At 34.3% G+C, this 19,678-nt stretch carries 19 protein-coding genes; 9 read left to right on the forward strand and 10 right to left on the reverse strand.

Annotated elements, in window-relative coordinates:
- Positions 1 to 21: 21 nt before the first annotated feature.
- A complete protein-coding gene (locus ACQUQZ_RS04295) occupies positions 22 to 891 on the forward strand; it encodes a hypothetical protein (RefSeq protein ID WP_435353518.1) in 870 nt (289 codons plus the stop codon).
- A 65-nt stretch (positions 892 to 956) separates the two neighbouring features.
- Here the strand turns inward: ACQUQZ_RS04295 and ACQUQZ_RS04300 are convergent, their stop codons facing one another.
- Positions 957 to 1,430, reverse strand: a complete 474-nt coding sequence (locus tag ACQUQZ_RS04300) for a flavin reductase family protein (RefSeq protein ID WP_435353519.1) — start codon at positions 1,428 to 1,430, stop codon at positions 957 to 959.
- Positions 1,431 to 1,599: 169 nt separating this feature from the next.
- Between ACQUQZ_RS04300 and ACQUQZ_RS04305 the strand changes: the two genes are divergently transcribed.
- Positions 1,600 to 1,959 carry a DoxX family protein gene (locus tag ACQUQZ_RS04305; protein WP_435353520.1) on the forward strand — a complete coding sequence of 120 codons (360 nt, stop codon included), beginning with the start codon at positions 1,600 to 1,602 and terminating at the stop codon, positions 1,957 to 1,959.
- A 238-nt stretch (positions 1,960 to 2,197) separates the two neighbouring features.
- Here ACQUQZ_RS04305 and ACQUQZ_RS04310 read toward each other — a convergent pair whose 3' ends face one another.
- The 6 genes from ACQUQZ_RS04310 to ACQUQZ_RS04335 all read right to left on the reverse strand — a co-directional run bounded on the left by ACQUQZ_RS04310 (position 2,198) and on the right by ACQUQZ_RS04335 (position 7,003).
- A complete protein-coding gene (locus ACQUQZ_RS04310) occupies positions 2,198 to 3,025 on the reverse strand; it encodes a hypothetical protein (protein WP_435353521.1) in 828 nt (275 codons plus the stop codon).
- A gap of 74 nt (positions 3,026 to 3,099) precedes the next feature.
- Positions 3,100 to 3,957 carry a hypothetical protein gene (locus ACQUQZ_RS04315; protein ID WP_435353522.1) on the reverse strand — a complete coding sequence of 286 codons (858 nt, stop codon included), beginning with the start codon at positions 3,955 to 3,957 and terminating at the stop codon, positions 3,100 to 3,102.
- Between the two features lie 43 nt (positions 3,958 to 4,000).
- Positions 4,001 to 4,834, reverse strand: a complete 834-nt coding sequence (locus ACQUQZ_RS04320) for a HEAT repeat domain-containing protein (RefSeq protein WP_435353523.1) — start codon at positions 4,832 to 4,834, stop codon at positions 4,001 to 4,003.
- Complete coding sequence (locus tag ACQUQZ_RS04325) at positions 4,812 to 5,354, reverse strand: RNA polymerase sigma factor (RefSeq protein WP_435353524.1); 543 nt, start codon at positions 5,352 to 5,354, stop codon at positions 4,812 to 4,814. Before ACQUQZ_RS04325 ends, ACQUQZ_RS04320 begins: the two co-directional genes overlap by 23 nt.
- Positions 5,355 to 5,542: 188 nt before the next feature.
- Positions 5,543 to 6,361, reverse strand: a complete 819-nt coding sequence (locus ACQUQZ_RS04330) for an anti-sigma factor (RefSeq protein ID WP_435353525.1) — start codon at positions 6,359 to 6,361, stop codon at positions 5,543 to 5,545.
- Between the two features lie 63 nt (positions 6,362 to 6,424).
- The gene (locus tag ACQUQZ_RS04335) at positions 6,425 to 7,003 is read right to left on the reverse strand and encodes an RNA polymerase sigma factor (RefSeq protein WP_435353526.1); all 579 of its coding nucleotides are present in this window, start codon (positions 7,001 to 7,003) and stop codon (positions 6,425 to 6,427) included.
- 282 nt (positions 7,004 to 7,285) lie between these two features.
- On the opposite strand from ACQUQZ_RS04335, the gene ACQUQZ_RS04340 reads away from it, so the two are divergent.
- The 5 genes from ACQUQZ_RS04340 to ACQUQZ_RS04360 all read left to right on the forward strand — a co-directional run bounded on the left by ACQUQZ_RS04340 (position 7,286) and on the right by ACQUQZ_RS04360 (position 13,881).
- Entirely contained in the window at positions 7,286 to 8,326 is a 1,041-nt protein-coding gene (locus tag ACQUQZ_RS04340; protein WP_435353527.1) for an agmatine deiminase family protein, read from the forward strand.
- 49 nt (positions 8,327 to 8,375) lie between these two features.
- Positions 8,376 to 8,732, forward strand: a complete 357-nt coding sequence (locus ACQUQZ_RS04345; protein ID WP_435353528.1) for a n-acetylglutamate synthase — start codon at positions 8,376 to 8,378, stop codon at positions 8,730 to 8,732.
- 232 nt (positions 8,733 to 8,964) lie between these two features.
- The gene (locus ACQUQZ_RS04350; protein ID WP_435353529.1) at positions 8,965 to 11,370 is read left to right on the forward strand and encodes a peptidylprolyl isomerase; all 2,406 of its coding nucleotides are present in this window, start codon (positions 8,965 to 8,967) and stop codon (positions 11,368 to 11,370) included.
- Positions 11,371 to 11,511: 141 nt separating this feature from the next.
- On the forward strand, positions 11,512 to 12,849 hold the full coding sequence (locus tag ACQUQZ_RS04355; RefSeq protein WP_435353530.1) for a foldase protein PrsA: 1,338 nt from the start codon (positions 11,512 to 11,514) through the stop codon (positions 12,847 to 12,849).
- A 60-nt stretch (positions 12,850 to 12,909) separates the two neighbouring features.
- Positions 12,910 to 13,881, forward strand: a complete 972-nt coding sequence (locus ACQUQZ_RS04360; protein ID WP_435353531.1) for an AAA family ATPase — start codon at positions 12,910 to 12,912, stop codon at positions 13,879 to 13,881.
- 75 nt (positions 13,882 to 13,956) lie between these two features.
- On the opposite strand, the gene ACQUQZ_RS04365 is transcribed toward ACQUQZ_RS04360, so the two are convergent.
- Entirely contained in the window at positions 13,957 to 14,838 is an 882-nt protein-coding gene (locus ACQUQZ_RS04365; protein ID WP_435353532.1) for a Ppx/GppA phosphatase family protein, read from the reverse strand.
- A gap of 181 nt (positions 14,839 to 15,019) precedes the next feature.
- A complete protein-coding gene (locus ACQUQZ_RS04370; RefSeq protein ID WP_435353533.1) occupies positions 15,020 to 16,639 on the reverse strand; it encodes a sodium:solute symporter family transporter in 1,620 nt (539 codons plus the stop codon).
- Between the two features lie 368 nt (positions 16,640 to 17,007).
- Between ACQUQZ_RS04370 and ACQUQZ_RS04375 the strand changes: the two genes are divergently transcribed.
- Together ACQUQZ_RS04375 and ACQUQZ_RS04380 are read left to right on the forward strand one after the other, a co-directional pair.
- Entirely contained in the window at positions 17,008 to 18,258 is a 1,251-nt protein-coding gene (locus tag ACQUQZ_RS04375) for a sensor histidine kinase (protein ID WP_435353534.1), read from the forward strand.
- 145 nt (positions 18,259 to 18,403) lie between these two features.
- A complete protein-coding gene (locus ACQUQZ_RS04380) occupies positions 18,404 to 19,084 on the forward strand; it encodes a response regulator transcription factor (protein ID WP_435353535.1) in 681 nt (226 codons plus the stop codon).
- A gap of 76 nt (positions 19,085 to 19,160) precedes the next feature.
- On the opposite strand, the gene ACQUQZ_RS04385 is transcribed toward ACQUQZ_RS04380, so the two are convergent.
- Positions 19,161 to 19,619 carry an Lrp/AsnC family transcriptional regulator gene (locus ACQUQZ_RS04385; protein WP_435353536.1) on the reverse strand — a complete coding sequence of 153 codons (459 nt, stop codon included), beginning with the start codon at positions 19,617 to 19,619 and terminating at the stop codon, positions 19,161 to 19,163.
- Between the last annotated feature and the right edge of the window lie 59 nt (positions 19,620 to 19,678).

The raw sequence follows: 19,678 nt of genomic DNA on the forward strand, positions 1-19,678 counted from the left end.
CTAACTGTGACTAAAAAATCTATGAAAAAAAAATTACTTCTAAAAGTGATGACATTATTGTCATTAATATTTCTGCTTTCTTGCGAAGAGGATGACCTTATCAATGGAGGGAGTAGAAGTTCATCTAATCCAATAACTCCAACAACGGGTACTACGCCAAATTCAACAAAATGCTATATAAAAGATGTGCTGGAGGTAATTGATGGTGACAAATACAAGAGTTCTTTCACTTTTAATACTAAAAATTTACTTGAAAAAATTGATAATGATGGTGCAATCACTACTTATACTTATGATGCAGCTAATCATATCACAGGTATCTCAATCATTGATGGAAGTGCTAAAGAAACATTTACATATACTTATGATGCTAAAGGAAACATTAGTAATGTGAAGTATGATTCAAAAGATGCCCCCTACGATATTTTATTAAAAGAGTATATATTTACAACTAATGCAAGCGGACAGGTTTCAAAAGTGACAGCCATATCGTCTATTTCAAAAGATGCTAATGTTGAATATTTATTTGAATATGATACGAAAGGTAATCTCAAAAAATTGAATTTAAATACAGGTGGAACAATAGAAACAATCATTGAAAATCTTACTTTTGATGATAAACCAAATGTATATGCTAATGCGGGCTTAAATAAAGTATATATACCCTTAATTATAATTGGAGCTTTTTTTGGCGAAAATTTATCACATTTTATTAATACAAATAATATTTTGACCGATAAAAGTATCTCTTTCTTCAGTGCTGAATCCGCTACAACCACTTATAAGTATGAATATACAAAAGAAGGACAACCATCCAAAAAGACTTATGTAACACTCTCAGGCGTAAGTACAATTAATGGCAGTGAAACATACTCATATCTTTGTAATTAGTTTTTAATATAGCAAAATCCACTTAATTTTATCAATTGAGTGGATTTTGCTTGATAAGACTTCATTTACCCTCTAACTAATCCATTTTCACGCAAAAAATGATTGGTCATTACTTCTTTTTCAGGATTTAAAACTACTTGCTTTAAAACTTCACAAACAAAAAGCTCATGATCACCAGCATCTGTTGAGTGCAAAACTTTGCATTGGATATAACCGATTGCTTCTGTCAAATATGGAACTTTTCTTTCGTCAAAGTCATATTTTAGATTTTTAAATTTGTCCAAAATTCTTCCACTTTTTCTACCTAATTTAGTGATTAAATTTGTCTGTGCCTTAGCTAAAATGTTGATATTGAGTAGCTGTGAAGCTCTAACTAACTCAATTGTATAATCTACTTTATAGAGTGCTACACAAATCAATTTTCCACACATAGCTACTTGCATTACCCATGTTGCAATATTTGCATTCATCTTTCCCTCGTGGGCTGTAGTAATCGAGTGAACGTCATAGTTCTTATATTTTAATAAGGATTTTGGCATATACAAAAAGGCTTTTTTTTATTAGAACAGCCAAATATGTGATTTGTTTTTAGTAAGTAGAATTTCAATCACTCCAAGCAAAATAAATCAAATATTTCTTGGATTTATCCAATAAAAAACCTAGCTTTTCAAAGAAATCAATAAATTATTCACCTAAACTACTTTTAATATGAATACGATCGTCAAATATGGCCACTTTTTAATAGCTATACCGATTGCAGTATTCGGTATGTTTCATTTTTTGATTGCTAAAAATATGGTTGGGATGGTTCCAAGCTGGTTACCTGGAGGCGTTTTTTGGGTATATCTTACTGGAATTGCACACCTTTCGGCTGCTGTATCCATTATTATTGGAAAATATACTCGCTTGGCAGCTACTTTATTAGGGCTTATGCTTATTATTTTTGCTTTGACCGTTTACCTACCTAAGGTAACAGAGGGAGATCAAATGGCAATGTTTCAAGTACTAAAAGATTTGGTGATGGCAGGAGGATGTTGGGTTTATGCCAATACTCAACCCAAAGAATAGTTTTCTAAGAATTTATCTTAAAAACGCCATCGCTAAAAATCAGCGATGGCGTTTTGTATTTAAAAATAAATCAATGTATTGACATAAAATATTTTTAAACTCAATTTGTATTTATTTAATAATAAATGTAATTTTACAATTACAAATTAAACCCTAACCCTAAAATATTCTTACACCTACCCTAAACTAAAAACTGTATGCACCCGACCAATTTGGTTGGGTGCTTTTTATTAGTCCACTACTTCACTTTTCTGATGAAAATATCACCATTCATAGTTTTCATCATTACTTCCGCACCACCACCATTAATTTTTCCGTAAGTCCATTCATCTTTTTTGATTTTATAAAGACCTTTTTCTTTATCAATAGAATGATTGATTTTAGAAGTAGCTTTATCTACATCAATATCAAAATCAGTATAAACTTCGCCCATATCTGATTTTAGTTTTACATTGGCTTTGAGAGAAGCAGGGAATGTAACATCTACTGTACCATTGAGTGTTGTAAAAGCCATAGGCGTGTTGGGTGTAATTTCTGTGAGATTGACAATAATATCTTGATTGATGGTGTTGGCAACGACTGAACCCGCAACATTTTTCATTTTGATAAAACCATTGATATTGCTTATTTCAAGGTTACCATTGACATTCTCTACTGAAATATCTCCATTATTAACCGTACTGACTTTGAGAGAAAATCTATGAGGAACTTTTATAGTCAGATTGATAAGTGTATTTACTTTATCAACCCCAACATTTACAGTATTATTTTTCTCTTTGGCTGTGAGTTCAAAGCCATCATTGGCCGAGATTCTTCTCATACCATTGGCTGATTCTCTTTCAGACTTTTTGCTGTCCTTTTCAACCGAAATAGCATCAATCACTACCTCTTTTCCTGCATAACCAATGACCCTTATTGAACCTGTGACTAAACTCACATTTAATTTCCCTTCTTTTGTTGGGTCTGTCAAAGGGACTGTCAATTGTTCTCTATCTTGCCCTTGAACGAAATAAGAATTGGCTACTAAAAGCAATAGAACTGCGAATATTATTTTATTTGATTTCATTTTTTTAATTGTTTTATAGAGCAATTTAGAAAATTGCTTTTGTCTAATTTGTTAGTGCAATTTGAAAAATTGCGTTACGATTTTTTGATATAAATATTTCCGTTAAATGTTTCAAACTTGAGGTTTTTTCCACCATTTCCTATTCTGAAAGCACTTCCTTTGCTGAGTTTGAGTGTTGTTCCATTCTCATTTTCTTTGATAACTTTAACGACTTTTGAAGGTAGTTTCTCTACATTTTCAAAATCTGTAAAAAGTTCACCGTTAAAACTTTTATACTCACAATCTGCCGAAAGATTATTTGGGAAAATGGCAGTTAGCTTTCCATTGAGCGTATAATATTTGGAATTATCGGGTGGTAAAGTGGTATAATTGATGTTCACATCACCATTGATGGTATGGATTTCATTAGCTTTTTGGGCATTTTTTATATCAATACCACCATTAATATTTGATGCTTTCATAAAACCATAAACATCTGAAACAGCAATATCGCCATTATTGATAGTAGAAACCACCAGATTCATAGAATTGGGTACTTTTATTGTAAAATTGAGATTATGATGATACAGAATTTTTCTGTGGTCATTGTTCCATCTATCACGATTTCGGTTGGGTCTTGAGTCCCACGGCTCGGCAATATATACGATCACACTATCACCTTTTTGCTCAAATTCGAGTTTGAACTCTCTTTTTCCTTCTTCTAAAATCTCATTGGTTTTGCCAGAAATTGTTTTGTCAACATCAATTAAAACCTTATTTCCAGCATAACCTTCAACTTTAATAAAGCCATCAATGTTATACACTGCCAATACACTATTGGGTGAAACGGTGAATTCTTTTTTTATTTTTTCATTAAATTTTGTGTCTTGGGCGGGAGCTTTGGTACATGAGAATACCAGCCCCGCCAGAATCGGGATAATTAGCTTTTTCATAATTTTGTTTTGATTTTTTTGTTTAAAATTCTTTGAATCCTCGCTACGAAAGTACCTGAATCGTCTTTTCGATTTTGCCTTTTACAGCATTATTGAGGTTTTCTTTTTGAAGCATTTGTTTAAACTGTTTGACAGAGCGTTTTTCTTGCAATTTTACCATAGCATCTGCCAAAGCTACTTGCATTAAGGGCGATTCTTGTTTTAAAAGAGACTGTACCAAACCTTCTCTTACTTTTGGATTATCTGCCAACTGAATCAAAGCTTCAAGTGTGACGAGGCGTACGTTCTCGTTTGGGTCGAAATTTAGAGTTGTTAGCAAAGCATCTATCACTTGGTCATCAACATTTGTGAGTTCTTGTGTGTAACTCACAGCTTTGAGTCGCTCGGTTGCAGTCGGATTTTCGAGCATCGAAAGCATCATCATCTGTTTCATCTCTTGCATTTCAGAAGAAAATTTTTTGACTTCATTCTGACTTGCAACTATTTGATTATCAGGCTTTCCAATAAAAAATCCCGCCAACCCTGCAAAAGTTACCAATATCAAAGCATAAGCCCAATTATAGGCTGGTTTGTAAGTAAACAAGGTATTCAAATGAGCCAAAAGATTACTAAATACACTTTCCTCCTTTGCTTCAACTTCATTTTTATAAGTATCGAGCATCGAATAAAAACGTGTTTTTACATCGGAGCTTGGTAGAGGTGTATGCAATTTACCGAGCTGCTCCCATAATTCTTTTGTTGAATTAAATTCAGCATTTATCTCTACTGACGACGAAATCTTTTCTTCAATTTCCGACCGTTCTTGTTCACTGAGTTTGTTTTGCATTAACTCGATGAACTTTGCTTCCCATTCGTTATTTTCCAATGCTTGTCCCATGTTCGAGTTTTAAATAGATATTTTTTAATTCTTTCATTGCTCTGTGTACTTTCACCTTAATATTTCCTTCGGAAGTATTCAACACCTTCGCAATATCTTGGTACGATAATTCTTGAAAACGACTTAAAACTAAAACCTCTCGGTGTTCATCACTTAGTTTTGCTAATGCCTCGTGCAATGTTTCGGATGCTTGTTTTTTTTCAAGCTGAACATCTGCCGATGGCTCTGAATGATTTCTTTCACCTACAGTCGTTACATCTGCCTGATAAACCATTCGATGATTTTTCTTGATGGCATCGTTCAGCACATTTCTTGCCAAATGATACATCCAAGTTCTAAATTCACCTACTTCGGTGAATGTATGACGATATTTCAACATTCTATAAAAAACAGTTTGTACCAAATCTTCACTATGTGCCGACTGCCCTGTTGAATGATAAAGAAAAGCAAACAAAGCCCGATGGTAACGCTCAAAAAGCAAACCCATCTTGTCTAAATCGCCCGCTTTTACTTTGAGCATAAGGTAATTGTCTGTCAATGCTTCCAAACTTTTAAAGAATGTTGTTAGTGATTTGAAAGTGGAAACTAAGCAAAAAAAGAAAGGTTACAGAAAAATTGAAGTTTTTTATTTTGAGAGAAATTTTATTGAAAAAAAACGCAACATCATCAAGTAGATAATGTTGCGTTTTTGAAAAGACAATAATATTTTTAAATACCTATTACCTTAATATCAGAAGTAGGAACTGGGCTTCCTCCTCTCTTTTCGAGTGTTACAGCAAATGCTTTTGGTAATGGCACAGATTTGAGTTCTTGTGTATTATTTTTGATGTCAAAAACACCTGCATCCATAGGTTTGTCATTGACAATTGCCCAAAGTTGGTATTGCATACCGTCAGGTGGTGCAGGCAAATTTCCCCGAATCAAGTAAACTTTATTAGTTTTTGTGTCCCATGCAAGCATCACAGTGGCGTTTTCAGAGCTTTTTTGACTAACTAATTTACTCATTTTCATTTCAGGACTCATCAACATATTTACTTCATTTGGCATGATTGCTCCTTCTTGTGCTTTCATACTTTTTTGTAAGCCTATATTTTCATTGATGGCCAAAGAAAGATTTTCTTTACTTTCTTTCCATTGGGTACCCAAATAAATATTAGCTAAAATACTTCCAAGCAGTGCGATCGAAGCTGCGATACGAAGATAGCTACCAAAAAAGCCTGTGATTTTTGGTGCTTGTTGTTCATGGATGTCAATTTCCTGACCACTATCAAAGTCTATAACTTTTGTCGATTTTACTTCCGACTCTGCCGCTATTTTTTCCCAAATCTGACTTTTCAAATGAGCAGGAGGAGTTTCGGCATTGGCAAAAGCATAGCTTTCTAAGGCATTCTCGATAGCTCGAATCTCTGCCTTAATTTCAGGTGATTGTAAGGCCAAAGCTTCGATTTCAGCTATTTCTTTTTCATTAGCTAAACCAAGCACGTAGCTCTCCAAAATCCCCGACGCTATGTATTCTTGAATATTCATTTTTTTATTTAGTGAGTGATACTTTTCACTCTGGAATTCACTTTAAATTTTTCAGTATAATACTCAAAATAAGAAGTTTATGAGTAACCATAAACCACTAAGCATTGCTCGAAGGCTTCCAACAGCAGCTTTTATTCTGGTCTTTACAGTACCAAGAGGGATGCCAAATTCTTCCGAAACCTCCGCTTGTGTATAACCTTTATAATACACCAAATCAATCAACTGTTTATACTCTGGTCTTAATTTTTCTACTACCTTTTGTAAGCCTATTGCATCAATGTCTTGTACGGTCTGATATTCATTATCTATTTGATAGATAACATTATCTTCCATAGAAATATTTTGTGATGAATCTCGAAAATCGGCCGAGCGAACCCTATCAATGGCTAAGTTTCGAGCAATATTCATCATCCACGTAAAAATGCTACCCTTCGAGGCATCATAATAGTCAATGTTTCGCCAAATCTTTAAAAAAGTATCTTGAAGCAAATCATTGGCATCGTCATTGGATTGTACTATTTTATTGACTACACCAAATAACGCCCCTGAATAATTATTATACAGGATATTAAAGCCCTTTTGATCTTTGTTCTTCAACAAAGACACTAATTCTTCTTCTGCTATGCTAATGCGTCGTGCCAAACGGTTTGTTGATTTCAGGCTAAGTAAAAATATTTCTTCAAAGATGTCAGTTTCTTAACATTTTTCCAAAGCTTTTGTTTAAAAACAAGAGGCTTTAATTTTTAAAACCTCTTGTATAACCCTCAAACCCTAAATCCTTCAATTGATTATTAACCTTTCTCACTCATTTACGATATATCGGAAATTTTGGATTTATTGTTTTAGATTTTAGCCTTACCTTTGTGAATTCTAAGCTAATTGTTATTACTGATGGCTGAAAGCTGTTAACTGTTCACTGAAAATATGACTCCAAAACAACAAGGTTTTTTCTTTCCTGCCGAATGGCACCAACACCGAGCAACTTGGTTGAGCTTTCCACAAAGCTCTGATTCATGGGACTATGGCGACCGTTTGGAACGAATTTATCCAACCTATTTACAATTTATTAAAGCAATTGCCGAAAGTGAAAAAGTTTGTATCAATGCCACTAATGAAGCTCATAAAGCGTTGATAATTAGTTTATTGGATAAGTATGGGGTTGATAAAAATCAAGTAGAAATTCCTGTTCATGCCAATAATGATTCATGGTGTAGAGATCATGGACCTGCATTTTTGATAAATCCTGAAACCAAACAGCGAATGATTGTGGAGTGGGGTTATAATGCTTGGGGAGGAAAATACCCTCCTTTTGATGATGATGACCAAATTCCTATCAAAATAGCAAATTATTTAAATCTGCCTTATGTCGTTCCAGGCATTATTATGGAAGGTGGCTCGGTAGAATTCAATGGAAAAGGAACTGTGTTGACGAGCAAATCTTGTTTATTAAATCCTAATCGAAATCCGCATTTGAACCAAGCTCAAATTGAAGAATACGTTTGTAATTATTATGGCGTCGAGCAAGTGCTGTGGGTAACTGAAGGAATTGTAGGTGATGATACTGATGGGCATATTGATGATACAACTCGATTTGTGAATGAAGATACGGTGTTAACGGTAATTGAACATGATAAATCAGATGATAATTATGAGCCACTCAAGCAAAACTTGGAAGACTTAAAAAAAATGCGTTTGTTGAATGGTAAACAATTGACTATCAAAGAATTGCCAATGCCAAATGCCGTTTATGATAGTGGCGTTCGGCTACCAGCTTCTTATGCTAATTTCTTAATAACCAATGGTTCGGTTATTGTTCCAACTTACCGTTGTGAAAAAGATGATATTGCTTTAGATATTATTCAAGACTGTTTTCCTGAGCGAAAAATAGTAGGTATTGACGCTACTGAAATTATATGGGGATTGGGCAGTTTTCATTGCCTTTCTCAGCAAGAGCCAATTATATAATTTGTGGGACGAAATTTTATTTCGTCAGTAGAAAATAAAATCTAAAGTAATGGTCATCAATTACCATAACAAAACTTTCAAATCAATCACTAATACTGCTAATGGCGAAGTAGGTAGCGAAACACTTTTTCATTATCAACAAAAAGAAGATGTAGTTTGGGCAGAATATAGTGGCGGAGCTATCGTAAAAGGTTTTTTAATAGCCAAAGTCTTGGAAAATGATATTTTAGATATGCGTTATGAACACATCAATAATAAGGGTGAATTGATGACAGGTGTTTGTCTATCAACACCAGAAGTATTGCCAAATGGATTGTTACGATTATATGAAAAATGGCGTTGGACAAGTGGTGATTTTTCAATAGGAGAATCAATTATTGAAGAATTTATTGTAAAAACTTCGTAAAACGAAGATTTTTCGTTTAATTTTGAACTTTTTAGAAAGCTATTAGCTGTTTGCGATTGGCAATTAGCTTTTAAAAAGAGATTTTTTATTGTATAATTTTTCTTTTTGTCAATAGCTAAACGCTAATAGCCAATAGCTAAAAGTCTTTTATTACCCAAACAAAGTTTATATTCATCACAATAAATTTTAACCTTCAGAGTTTTTTATTGTAGATGATTCATCGGTGCCTTTTATGAAGAGATTTAAAACATTATTATATATATCATTAACCCTATCTCAGTTTGCTTGCCAGATTTCGAAGAAACCTACTCCACAAAGACAGGTCGTTCAGCAATCTGCTCCTAAGCAAGCTACCGATGTTTTTGCATTACCTCAAGCACCTGCTCCTGCAGTTGTAGCACAGCCATTTGAAGAACCTAAACCTATTGCTTTGACTGTTGGTGTGAACGAGGTAAAAACTTCAGATTTAATATTGGAAGTTGAAAAACGAATGCTTGATGATTCAATTTCACCTAAAAGTGCTTTAGATGAAGTGATCTATGATCAGCGTGTCATTGCCGATGCTAAGAAAAGAGGCTATGATAAAAGTGAAGACTTCAAGGGCGAAATGGAAACCTATCGTGGGATTTTAGCTGAAGCATACTTGACAGATAGCACCACTATCAAGTATTTGATGAAAGAAACATACAACTGGATGAAGGAAGAAATTAGGGCGGCTCATATTATGTACCAAATTTCTGAATTTGCTGAACCATCTGACACGGTAGCTATTTATCAAAAACTATTAGATATTCGCACTAAAGCTATTGCAGGCGAAGACTTTGGAGCTTTAGCTCAACAATTTTCGCAAGATAAAAAAACGAGTATTACTGGTGGAGATTTAGGCTGGTTCAAGGCTCTACAATTTGTTTATCCTATTGAAAAGGCGGCATATAATACACCAGTAGGCCAGGTGTCGATGCCATTTCGTAGTAAAGGGGGCTATCATATTGTAAAGGTTTTAGAACGCCGTCCGTTTAGTGGTAATGTGAGAGTACAGCATATTTTAAAAATGGTTGCTCCTAATGCACCTGATTCGGTCAATGTTAAAATAAAAGCAAAAATTGATTCCTTATATACCCAATTGAATAAAGGTGTTTCATTTGAAGAAATTTGCAAAAACTATTCGGATGATTATAAAACTAAAAACTACGGTGGATTTCTGCCTGCATTTGGAATAGGAACAAGAGAAGAAACCGCTTTTGAACAAGCAGCGTTTGCACTTCAAGAAGGAGCTATTTCCCAACCTGTTCGTACATCTGCTGGCTGGCATATTATCAAACTTGCTCAGAAACTACCTTTAGAATCTTTTGAAGCAATTTATCCAAAAATAAAGGAAAAAATCGTTACTGATTCAAGAGGAGATGTGGTAAAAGAAAATGCGTTGAAGCGATTGAAAAAGGAAATGCAGTTTGTTGAGAACGAGGACGTTATCAAAAAAGCAATTGCCGCCGCCGATACTAATTTATTGCGAAAAAAATGGAATTATGCTTTAAATGATGAAAATACTAATCAAACGATTTTTAGCATTAAAAATACCAATTATCCAACCAAGTTATTTTATGATTTTGCTGTAGATAGACAAACTTTTGAACGTATTCCTGCTGGTTTTACACCTTCAATGGCTATGAGAAGCTTTTATAAAAAGTTTGTTGAAAATACTGTTAAAACTTATGCTGAAGAACATTTAGAAGATATAAATGCTGAATTTAAGCTTTTATTGAACGAATATTCAACCAGTTTGTTGAAAATGCAGTTGCTCAATGATTTAGTGTATGAAAAATCCACTGAGGATACAACGGGTCAACGGATTTTCTATGAAAAAAATATAGAAAAATATCGTATGCCTGAGCGAGCTTTGGCAACGGTAATTGCTTCGAAAGACGCAAAAACTGTTTATTTAGCAAAAGAAATTTTCACTAAAGGAACACCCTATAACCTAAAACGAGCTTATAGTTCACCTTTATTATTCGCTAAAAATTTGAGTGATATAACACCTGAACATAAACATATTTTGGTTTCAGTACTTGAAATTATGCGTCGAAATAAGGGTTATGTACTCGAAATAGGTGGACATATCGACCAAAATGAAGGAGACAATGTTTCGGCTGAGCGTATAGAAAAAGTGAAGGCCTTTTTATTAGCAAATGGCTTGACAATCGAGCGAATCATAGAAAATGATTATGCCAAAACCAGTCCTAATCTTACTAATAAGTTTGATTGGACAAAAAACCAAAGAGTGACATTTCGGTTTTATAGTAATTCGAAGAAAGATGTTGAGAAAATTTTCAATGCTAAAGAACCCAATATTGTCATTATTGAGGAAGGTTATTTCAAAAAAGGTGAAAATAAATATGTTGATGCTGCAAAATGGGAAGTCGGTACACAATCAATTGTAAAAGATGCTAAATTTGCAGATGTAATTATCGAAAAAGTTGAGCCAACACGCTATAAAAGCCTTCGTGAAGCACGTGGTCAAGTATTATCAGATTATCAAAAGTTCTTGGAAAAGCAATTCAATGATGATTTGATTAATAAGTATCCTGTAAAATTGAATAACGAAGAGGTTCAAAAGGCTATAAATACAAAAAAACAATAAATTAAGTGATTAGCTATTGGCGGTTAGCTATTAGCGAAAAGTGTTTTAAAAAATTACATTACAGTTTCGATCTTTTTTGGCTAATAGTCGGACCGCCGAAGCGGCTAACCGCTAATAGCTAAAAGCTAAAATTAAATACAAATGTTAAAGAAATTATTGCTGTTGATTTGCCTACCGATATTGGCATTTTCGCAAAATGCTCCTATCAATATTGACCGCATAGTCGCAAAAGTTGACAATTACATTATCCTTCGGTCTGAAGTAGAACAGCTTTACCTTCGGTCTGTTCAACAACAACAACCTGTTAGTAAATGCCAAGCATTAGAAAGCATGGTTGTGAATAAGTTATTAGTGGCTAAAGCTGAAATTGACTCCGTTATTGTTGAAGATAAACAAGTGGATGATCAATTAACCGCTCGTATGCAACAAATGATACAATTGTATGGCAATGAAAAAAATATTGTTGAGCAATTTGGTAAATCTTTGGAAACATTGAAAAGTGAAGTGCGTTCGCAAGTGAGAGAGCAATTAACTGCTCAAAAGATGCAGTCCAAGATCACCGAAAACTTGAAAGTGACGCCTAATGAAGTAAAGAAGTTTTTTAATCAAATTCCAAAAGATAGTATCCCTGAAATACCTACCGAAGTAGAAATTGGGCATATTGTGCGTTTGGCGAAAGTAACTAAAGCTCAAAAAGAAGAACTATCACAAAGACTTTTAGATTATAAACGCCGCATCTTGGCTGGTGAAAAATTTGAAGATTTAGCAAAAGAATATTCAGAAGATCCAGGCTCTCGTCAGTACGGTGGAGATTTGAGCTGGTCGAAACGTGGAGCAATGGTGCCTCAGTTTGAAGCCGCTGCTATGAAACTGAAACCTAATGAAATGTCTGATGTTGTAGAATCCGACTTTGGTTTGCACTTAATTCAAACACTTGAAATACGTGGACAAGAATTTCATGCTCGACATATCTTATTGCGTCCTGATTATAATAGATTGGACGTTACTGAACCAACCCATTTTTTAGATAGTATTCGTGTTGAAATTGTGAAGGATAGTATCAAATTTGAAAAGGCTGCTAAAGATTTTTCAGACGATAAAGCTACACAAGATGGGGGAGGAATGTTATTAGATCCCCAGACAGGTTCTTCAAAAATGCCATTAGATGCTTCAATGGAACCTACGCTCTATTTTACAATTGATAGCATGAAAGTTGGCACGATTACTGTACCTTTGCCTTACAGAAGTGAGGATGGAAAAACAGGTGTTAGAATCCTTTATTACAAAGCCAAACATCCTCCTCATAAAGCTAGTTTGAAAGAGGATTTTGAAAAGCTGAAGGAATATGCCTTGATGGAAAAACGTAATAAAGAGATTGAAAATTGGTTCAAAAAGGCAACAGCCGATGTTTATATCAAGATAGACCCAGAGTTTGAAGCGTGCCAAATTTTTGGAAAAACACATGCTTCGACCGAATAAAACAGATTCCCTTTTTAATTTAAAGATGATTCGCAACAACGAACTATTTTAATCAGATAAATGAGCAAAGTTAAATTTACTTCGGATGTGGAAGCAGCAGATGCCCTAAAAGTTGCCTTTCACAATTTACAAAATGAAATCGGACAAGTAATTGTCGGTCAAGACGAAACGGTTCGTTTGTTGTTAACAGCTATTTTTTGTCAAGGTCATTGCCTTTTGGTGGGTGTACCTGGTTTGGCAAAAACCTTGTTGATTCAAACCATTGCTTCAGCTCTAGATTTAGATTTCAACCGTATTCAGTTTACTCCCGATTTGATGCCGTCTGATATTTTAGGTTCTGAAACACTAGATAATGAGCGTAATTTCCGTTTCATCAAAGGCCCTGTTTTCGCTAATATTATTTTGGCCGATGAAATTAACCGTACTCCTCCCAAAACTCAATCAGCTTTGCTCGAAGCTATGCAAGAGTTTGCTGTAACTGTTGCAGGAAAAAAACATAGTATTGGCCGTCCATTTTTTGTATTGGCTACTCAAAACCCAATTGAGCAAGAGGGGACTTATCCTTTACCAGAAGCACAGCTCGACCGCTTTATGTTTATGGTAAATTTAGATTATCCATCTTACAAACAAGAGGTTGACATTGTAAAAAATACTACCTCTGACCGCAAATCAACAGTCAATAAAGTACTTTCGGGCGAAGAAATTTTGTATTTCCAACACTTAGTTCGCCGCGTGCCAGTACCCGATAATGTAGTCGAATATGCAGTGGGTTTGGTACATAAAACTCGTCCAAATACTGAAATGGCGTCAGCAGAAACCAATAAATATTTGGAATGGGGAGCAGGCCCAAGAGCTTCCCAAAACTTGATTTTAGGTGCCAAATGTAATGCCCTTATCAACGGAAAATATTCGCCCGATATTGAAGATGTGAAAGCCGTAGCAGTTTCGGTCTTACGTCATCGTTTGGTAAGAAACTTCAAAGCAGAAGCCGAAAATATTTCAGTAGAAGATATTATTAAGAAAATGTTGTAGTAATACAAAGTTTATATAAAAAAGCTCAATGATTTTGGTCATTGAGCTTTTTTAGTATTTCAGTAAGTCAATCTTCTACTCTTCATTCATCAAAGTCTCATAAACTAACAATAAAATCCCATCTTTTAAACCTAAATCAGGCACAATGATTTCGGTAGCACCTGCCCATTTCATTGCTGAAATATAAATTTCAGAAGCAGGGACAATAACATCAGCACGATCGGCATTGAGTTGGAGTTTATTGATGCGGTCTTCTAAGCTGAATTTTTCAATGTAGTTTTTCATTTTTTCTACATCTTTCAAAGTAGCTTTATTTTCCTTCTTATTTTCAATCATATTGAAAAGCTTCGATATGTTTCCACCAGTTCCTACGGCAGTGACTTCTACATGCGTTGGTACATTTTCTCTTACCCAAGCTTGCATTTTTTTCCAAACATCAGGAGCTTCTTTATGCTCAAGCAGGCGAACAGAGCCAATTTTGAAAGATTTTGCTGCAATTTTTTGCTGTCCTTGATAAATATTTAGCTCGGTACTTCCACCACCGACATCAATATGTAGATAAGTTTTATCACTTTCAAGCACCACTACAATCACATTATTGATTAATTCGGCTTCTTTTTCGCCTTCAATCAAGTGGATTTCCATGCCCAATTCATTCTTGATTCGCTCTACAATATTTTCTCCATTATCGGCCTCTCGCATGGCACTTGTAGCACAAATCATATAGGCATCTACCTCATGGAGTTCCATTAAAAGTTGGTAGGCTTGTAATAATTTTTTGATTCGAGCCTCGCTTCCAGACGAAATTTTTCCAGTATTGAATACATCCATACCCAAGCGGAGAGCAAAACGTACATATTCAACTTTCTTGAAGCTAATACTTTTTTTATTAGTCAATACTGACGAAATCTGCATTCTGGCAGCATTTGAACCAATATCAATGGCGGCAATTTTCATAGAGATAAAACCCCCAAACGAAATTTTTACTCGTCTATAAGGGCGATTTTTTTTACTTAGATTAAAGATTTGCAAAAGTAAGCAATTCGTATTAAAATAATTTGATAAATAAAAAAGGTACTGCAATTTCTTGCAATACCTTCTTGTATGTGGAACATCACCCGTACCAATTTCGCACTATTTACCAAAAATAAGTATAAAGAGAAATAATAATAAGGATAACGATCGTTGCTCCAATTGTAAAGCCAGTAGATGGTTTGAACATAGAAGCATCCACTTCTAAGCCTTTTTTCTCATCAGGTAGGACTAAACTCAAAATAAACATGACCGTAATACATATTACAAATACCCAGCCCATACGATCTAAAAATGGTACTTGAGTCCAATCTGCACCTGGAAGCCAGTTGTTGTGCATTGATAAAGCAATTAAAAACCCGCCTACAATTGCAAAAAATGCTCCTGCCGAATTGGTTCTTTTCCAGAAAAAGCCCATAATAAATGCAGCAAAAATACCAGGAGAAAGTAGCCCTGTCATTTCTTGAATAAATTGAAAACCACCTTTTTTCTCAATTCCCATAAAAGGAGAAATAACAATTGCTAATATCATGGCAATAATAATGACTACTCTACCTACCAATACTAATTGTTTTTCGCTCATATCTTTTGCAAAATAAGGCTTGAAAACATCTAAAGTAAAGATAGTTGAAATACTATTGGCTTTACCAGCCAAAGATGCCACCACTGCTGCTGTAAGAGCTGCAAATGAAAGTCCTTTAAGTCCGATTGGTAATAAGTTTAATAATACAGGATAGGCTCTGTCTTGGTTGAAAGTACCATCAACACCAAGCATTTCTTGTTGGAACATTCCTTTTTGATAGAGAGCATAAGCTGCAATACCTGGCAAAGTAACGATTACTGGCATCAGCAATTTAAGAAAAGCAGCAAACAATAGACCATTACGAGCAGTGTTGAGATCTGCACCCAAAGCACGTTGTGTGATGTATTGATTACAACCCCAATAATTTAAATTAACAATCCACATGCCACCAAAAAGTACCGTTAGCCCAGGGAGCGACATATAATTTGGATTTCCTTTTGGATAAATCATGTGGAAATGGTCATCATGGTTTTGAGTCATCATTTTGAAGCCATTGACAAGTCCGGTTAATTCGTATTTTGATGATACCAGTGTGACAGCCAAATAGGTAGCAGCCAAACCTCCAATAACTAAGAAAAATACTTGAATTACATCAGTATAACCAATAACTTTCATGCCACCGATGGTAATGATGATAGCAAAAATAGCTAAGAAAATCATACAAGTATAAAATTCTAAGCCAGAGATACCTGATACCGCTAATGCACCTAAATACAAAATAGAAGTAAGGTTTACCATTATATATAACAATAGCCAAAAGATAGCCATAATCAAACTCACCGTTTTATTATAACGTTGGCTCAAAAACTGTGGCATAGTTGAAATCTTGTTCTTCAAATAAATAGGCATAAAGAATACCGCTACGATAATTAAGGTAGCTGCTGCCATCCATTCGTAAGTCGAAATACCCAAGCCCATAGAAAAACCATTACCCGACATACCGATCATTTGTTCGGCTGATATATTTGATGCAATCAAAGATGCACCAATTGCCCACCAAGTAAGTGACCCTTCGGCCAAAAAGAAGTCTTTAGTAGAAGTTTGTGCCGATTTCTTTTTGTTGTAAATCCAGTAACCATATCCAGCCACAACAATAAAGTAAAAGAGAAAAACCAAATAATCAATTGTTTGTAATTTTTGCATAGTGCTTAGGGTTAATTATTAAGTGTCAAAAATACATTTTTAGTTTTATATTAACAAATTAAGGTAAAAAATTTGCTTTTTCAAAGAAAAATAATGGCTTTTACAAGAAATTAAGTATTCTTAGCGTTTGTTCATGATAGGATTGAGTATATTATTAGAATTGTTGATTTATAAAACCGACGTTGAGAATATAAATCATTATAAGTTTAAATAACTGCTTATCAATATTTTATCAATGAAATAAATATCAATCTAGACTTCTGAAAAAGAACAAAAGAGCTATAATTAACAAGGTATTTAGTAACAAATTTTAAAATTCTTGATATTCAAAGTTCTTTTTTATAATTTTACAAAAAAACTGTCCCGTTTTGAACAGAAATACAATCAGGCTCCTGATTTTGCTGGGTACGCTTTCGATTACGGGGATTCTTGCTGTGCAAGCCTACTGGGTCAAAAGTGCTTTCGACCTTAAAGAACAACAATTTCGTCAAACAGTAATGATTTCATTGCGAAATGTGGCGAACAGGATTTCTACGCTCTATAAACTATCAAAATTTGAGAATCCAGTAAGCCAACTTTCTTCCGACTATTATGTCGTAAACCTGCGTATTCCTTTACAAGAGGATATATTGGAGCATTACTTAAAAGATGAATTTAAGAAACAAAATCTAAATACAGACTTTGAATTCGGTATTTATGACTGCAATACTGAAAAAATTGTCTATGGCTCCTATATTAAATCAAATTTTGAAGAAGGCGGAGTGACAAGCAAGCCATTGCCTAAAACCGATAAATATCTTAATTATTTTGGTGTACGCTTCCCAAGCAAAACCAGCTATTTGGCAAGTCGCTTGGATATTTGGTTAATTTCTTCATTGATTACATTGGTTGTTACAGTTTTCTTTGGCTATGCTATGTTTGTGATTTTGCATCAAAAACGTTTAAGTGAAGTGCAAAGAGATTTTGTAAACAATATGACACATGAATTTCAAACACCTATTTCGACGATTCGAATCGCCACTGATGTATTAAGCCAAGCGAAAATAATAGAGCAACCCGAACGTTTGAAAAAATATGTCCAGATTATTCGTCAAGAGAATAATCGTTTGAAAACTCAGGTAGAAACGGTGCTAAATACCGCCAAACTGGAGCGAGGTAAGATGAATTTGGATATCCAATTGCAAGAATTGCATAGTTTGATTAATGAGGTTACTGAAGGCGTTCAGGCAGAGTTGGAAGATCACCTAAAAATCGAACTAAATGCTTCAAAATCAAGTATTTACGCCGACCGTACACAATTATTAAGCCTAATCAGAAATTTACTCGAAAATGCGATAAAATATTCAAAGAAACCACCAAATATTTGTATGAAAACAGAAAATATTGGAGAAACCCTTGTTTTTTCTGTGAGCGACTGTGGCATTGGTATTCCGAAAGAAAGTATAGATAAAATTTTTAAAAAATTCTACCGAGTTCCTACTGGTAATTTGCATAATGTAAAAGGTTTTGGCTTGGGTTTGAGTTATGTGAATGAGATTATTAAAGCTCATAAATGGCAAATAAGTGTAGAAAGTGAAGTAGGAAAAGGAAGTACATTTAAAGTTACAATGCCACTTTGATTGACGAATTACGATTTATGAATGACGAATTTTATCTCACTAACCGTAATTCTTACTTATTGGATTGTAATATATTTTAAAGGATATTATTGTAATAAAAATTCGTAAATCGTTATTCGTCACTCATTATTCATAAATTGAACTAATGCCTAAAATTTTGTACGTAGAAGATGACCCAAATTTGGGTTTCGTGACTAAAGATAATCTCGAACTCGAAGGTTATGAAATCGTTCATTTTCAAGATGGAAAAGATGCGTGGAAAAGTTTTAGCAAAGAAAAATACGACCTTTGTTTATTAGACGTAATGCTTCCCGAATTAGACGGTTTTTCGTTGGCAGAAAAGATAAGAAAACAAAACCTACAAGTTCCGATTATTTTCTTGACGGCTAAAACCATGCAAGAAGACCGCATTACAGGACTTAAAATAGGTGGAGATGATTATGTTACAAAACCTTTTAGTATTGAAGAACTGAGTTTGAGAATTAAAATATTTTTGAAACGTAAAGAAGTAAGCAAAGTAGTTGGTGGAGTAGGTAATTGGAAAATTGGAACTTATACATTTGATTATCAGCAACTTTCACTTCAATCTACTACCAAAACAGAACAATTAACACATCGTGAGGCTGAAGTATTGAAATTTCTGTGCGAAAGAAAAAACCAAGTTATCAAGCGAGATGAGATTTTAACGGCCATTTGGGGGCGTGATGATTATTTCTTGGGCAGAAGTCTTGATGTTTTTGTGACTCGTCTAAGAAAAATGCTTGCCGATGATGCTTCTATAAAAATTGAAAATGTACACGGAATAGGTTTTCGATTTGCATGCTGAAAATAAATGCGTAAATGAAAAACAAGTTTTTTATCTAACGGAAAATTTCTAAGACCTAAGTCCTAAAACCTAATCCCTAAATAGGCAACACTGTTGTACTTTTCACCTCTGACATGACAAAAAAACTATGAATCAGTGAGATACTGGGCAAAACTGAAAGTTTTAATTGGTGAAACTGATGATAACTTTCCATGTCTGGCACTACTATTTTGAGCATATAATCAAAACTTCCTGATACAAAATTACACTCTACTACTTCGGGTAAATCTAAAATTAGTTGATTAAAACCCTCTGCCGTATCATGTGTTTGTTTAATAAGTGTCACTTGGCAATAAACTGTCAAGTTTTTTCCCAATTTCTTTTTATTCAAAATCGTTACATATTTTTCAATAATTCCTTCTTGTTCTAAACGTTTCACACGGTCATGGACTGGTGTGAGCGAAAGATTGATTTGCTTGGCAATATCTTTCAGTGTTGCATGGGCATCTTCTTGTAAGAGGCGTAAGATTTTTTTATCGGTTTCGTCGAGAATCATGTAATGTTGAATGATAGATTGATTGAATGTTAGAATATTTTTTCAGAATATTTTTCTTT

The sequence above is a fragment of the Emticicia sp. SJ17W-69 genome (assembly GCF_051209875.1).
Classification (GTDB): Bacteria; Bacteroidota; Bacteroidia; order Cytophagales; family Spirosomataceae; genus Emticicia.

Bases quoted from the DNA above. Each gene is read 5' to 3' on its own strand.
- ACQUQZ_RS04295 (WP_435353518.1), top strand. From the start codon at position 22: ATGAAAAAAAAATTACTTCTAAAAGTGATGACATTATTGTCATTAATA.
- ACQUQZ_RS04300 (WP_435353519.1), bottom strand. From the start codon at position 1,430: ATGCCAAAATCCTTATTAAAATATAAGAACTATGACGTTCACTCGATT.
- ACQUQZ_RS04305 (WP_435353520.1), top strand. From the start codon at position 1,600: ATGAATACGATCGTCAAATATGGCCACTTTTTAATAGCTATACCGATT.
- ACQUQZ_RS04310 (WP_435353521.1), bottom strand. From the start codon at position 3,025: ATGAAATCAAATAAAATAATATTCGCAGTTCTATTGCTTTTAGTAGCC.
- ACQUQZ_RS04315 (WP_435353522.1), bottom strand. From the start codon at position 3,957: ATGAAAAAGCTAATTATCCCGATTCTGGCGGGGCTGGTATTCTCATGT.
- ACQUQZ_RS04320 (WP_435353523.1), bottom strand. From the start codon at position 4,834: ATGGGACAAGCATTGGAAAATAACGAATGGGAAGCAAAGTTCATCGAG.
- ACQUQZ_RS04325 (WP_435353524.1), bottom strand. From the start codon at position 5,354: ATGCTCAAAGTAAAAGCGGGCGATTTAGACAAGATGGGTTTGCTTTTT.
- ACQUQZ_RS04330 (WP_435353525.1), bottom strand. From the start codon at position 6,361: ATGAATATTCAAGAATACATAGCGTCGGGGATTTTGGAGAGCTACGTG.
- ACQUQZ_RS04340 (WP_435353527.1), top strand. From the start codon at position 7,286: ATGACTCCAAAACAACAAGGTTTTTTCTTTCCTGCCGAATGGCACCAA.
- ACQUQZ_RS04345 (WP_435353528.1), top strand. From the start codon at position 8,376: ATGGTCATCAATTACCATAACAAAACTTTCAAATCAATCACTAATACT.
- ACQUQZ_RS04350 (WP_435353529.1), top strand. From the start codon at position 8,965: ATGAAGAGATTTAAAACATTATTATATATATCATTAACCCTATCTCAG.
- ACQUQZ_RS04355 (WP_435353530.1), top strand. From the start codon at position 11,512: ATGTTAAAGAAATTATTGCTGTTGATTTGCCTACCGATATTGGCATTT.
- ACQUQZ_RS04360 (WP_435353531.1), top strand. From the start codon at position 12,910: ATGAGCAAAGTTAAATTTACTTCGGATGTGGAAGCAGCAGATGCCCTA.
- ACQUQZ_RS04365 (WP_435353532.1), bottom strand. From the start codon at position 14,838: ATGAAAATTGCCGCCATTGATATTGGTTCAAATGCTGCCAGAATGCAG.
- ACQUQZ_RS04370 (WP_435353533.1), bottom strand. From the start codon at position 16,639: ATGCAAAAATTACAAACAATTGATTATTTGGTTTTTCTCTTTTACTTT.
- ACQUQZ_RS04380 (WP_435353535.1), top strand. From the start codon at position 18,404: ATGCCTAAAATTTTGTACGTAGAAGATGACCCAAATTTGGGTTTCGTG.
- ACQUQZ_RS04385 (WP_435353536.1), bottom strand. From the start codon at position 19,619: ATGATTCTCGACGAAACCGATAAAAAAATCTTACGCCTCTTACAAGAA.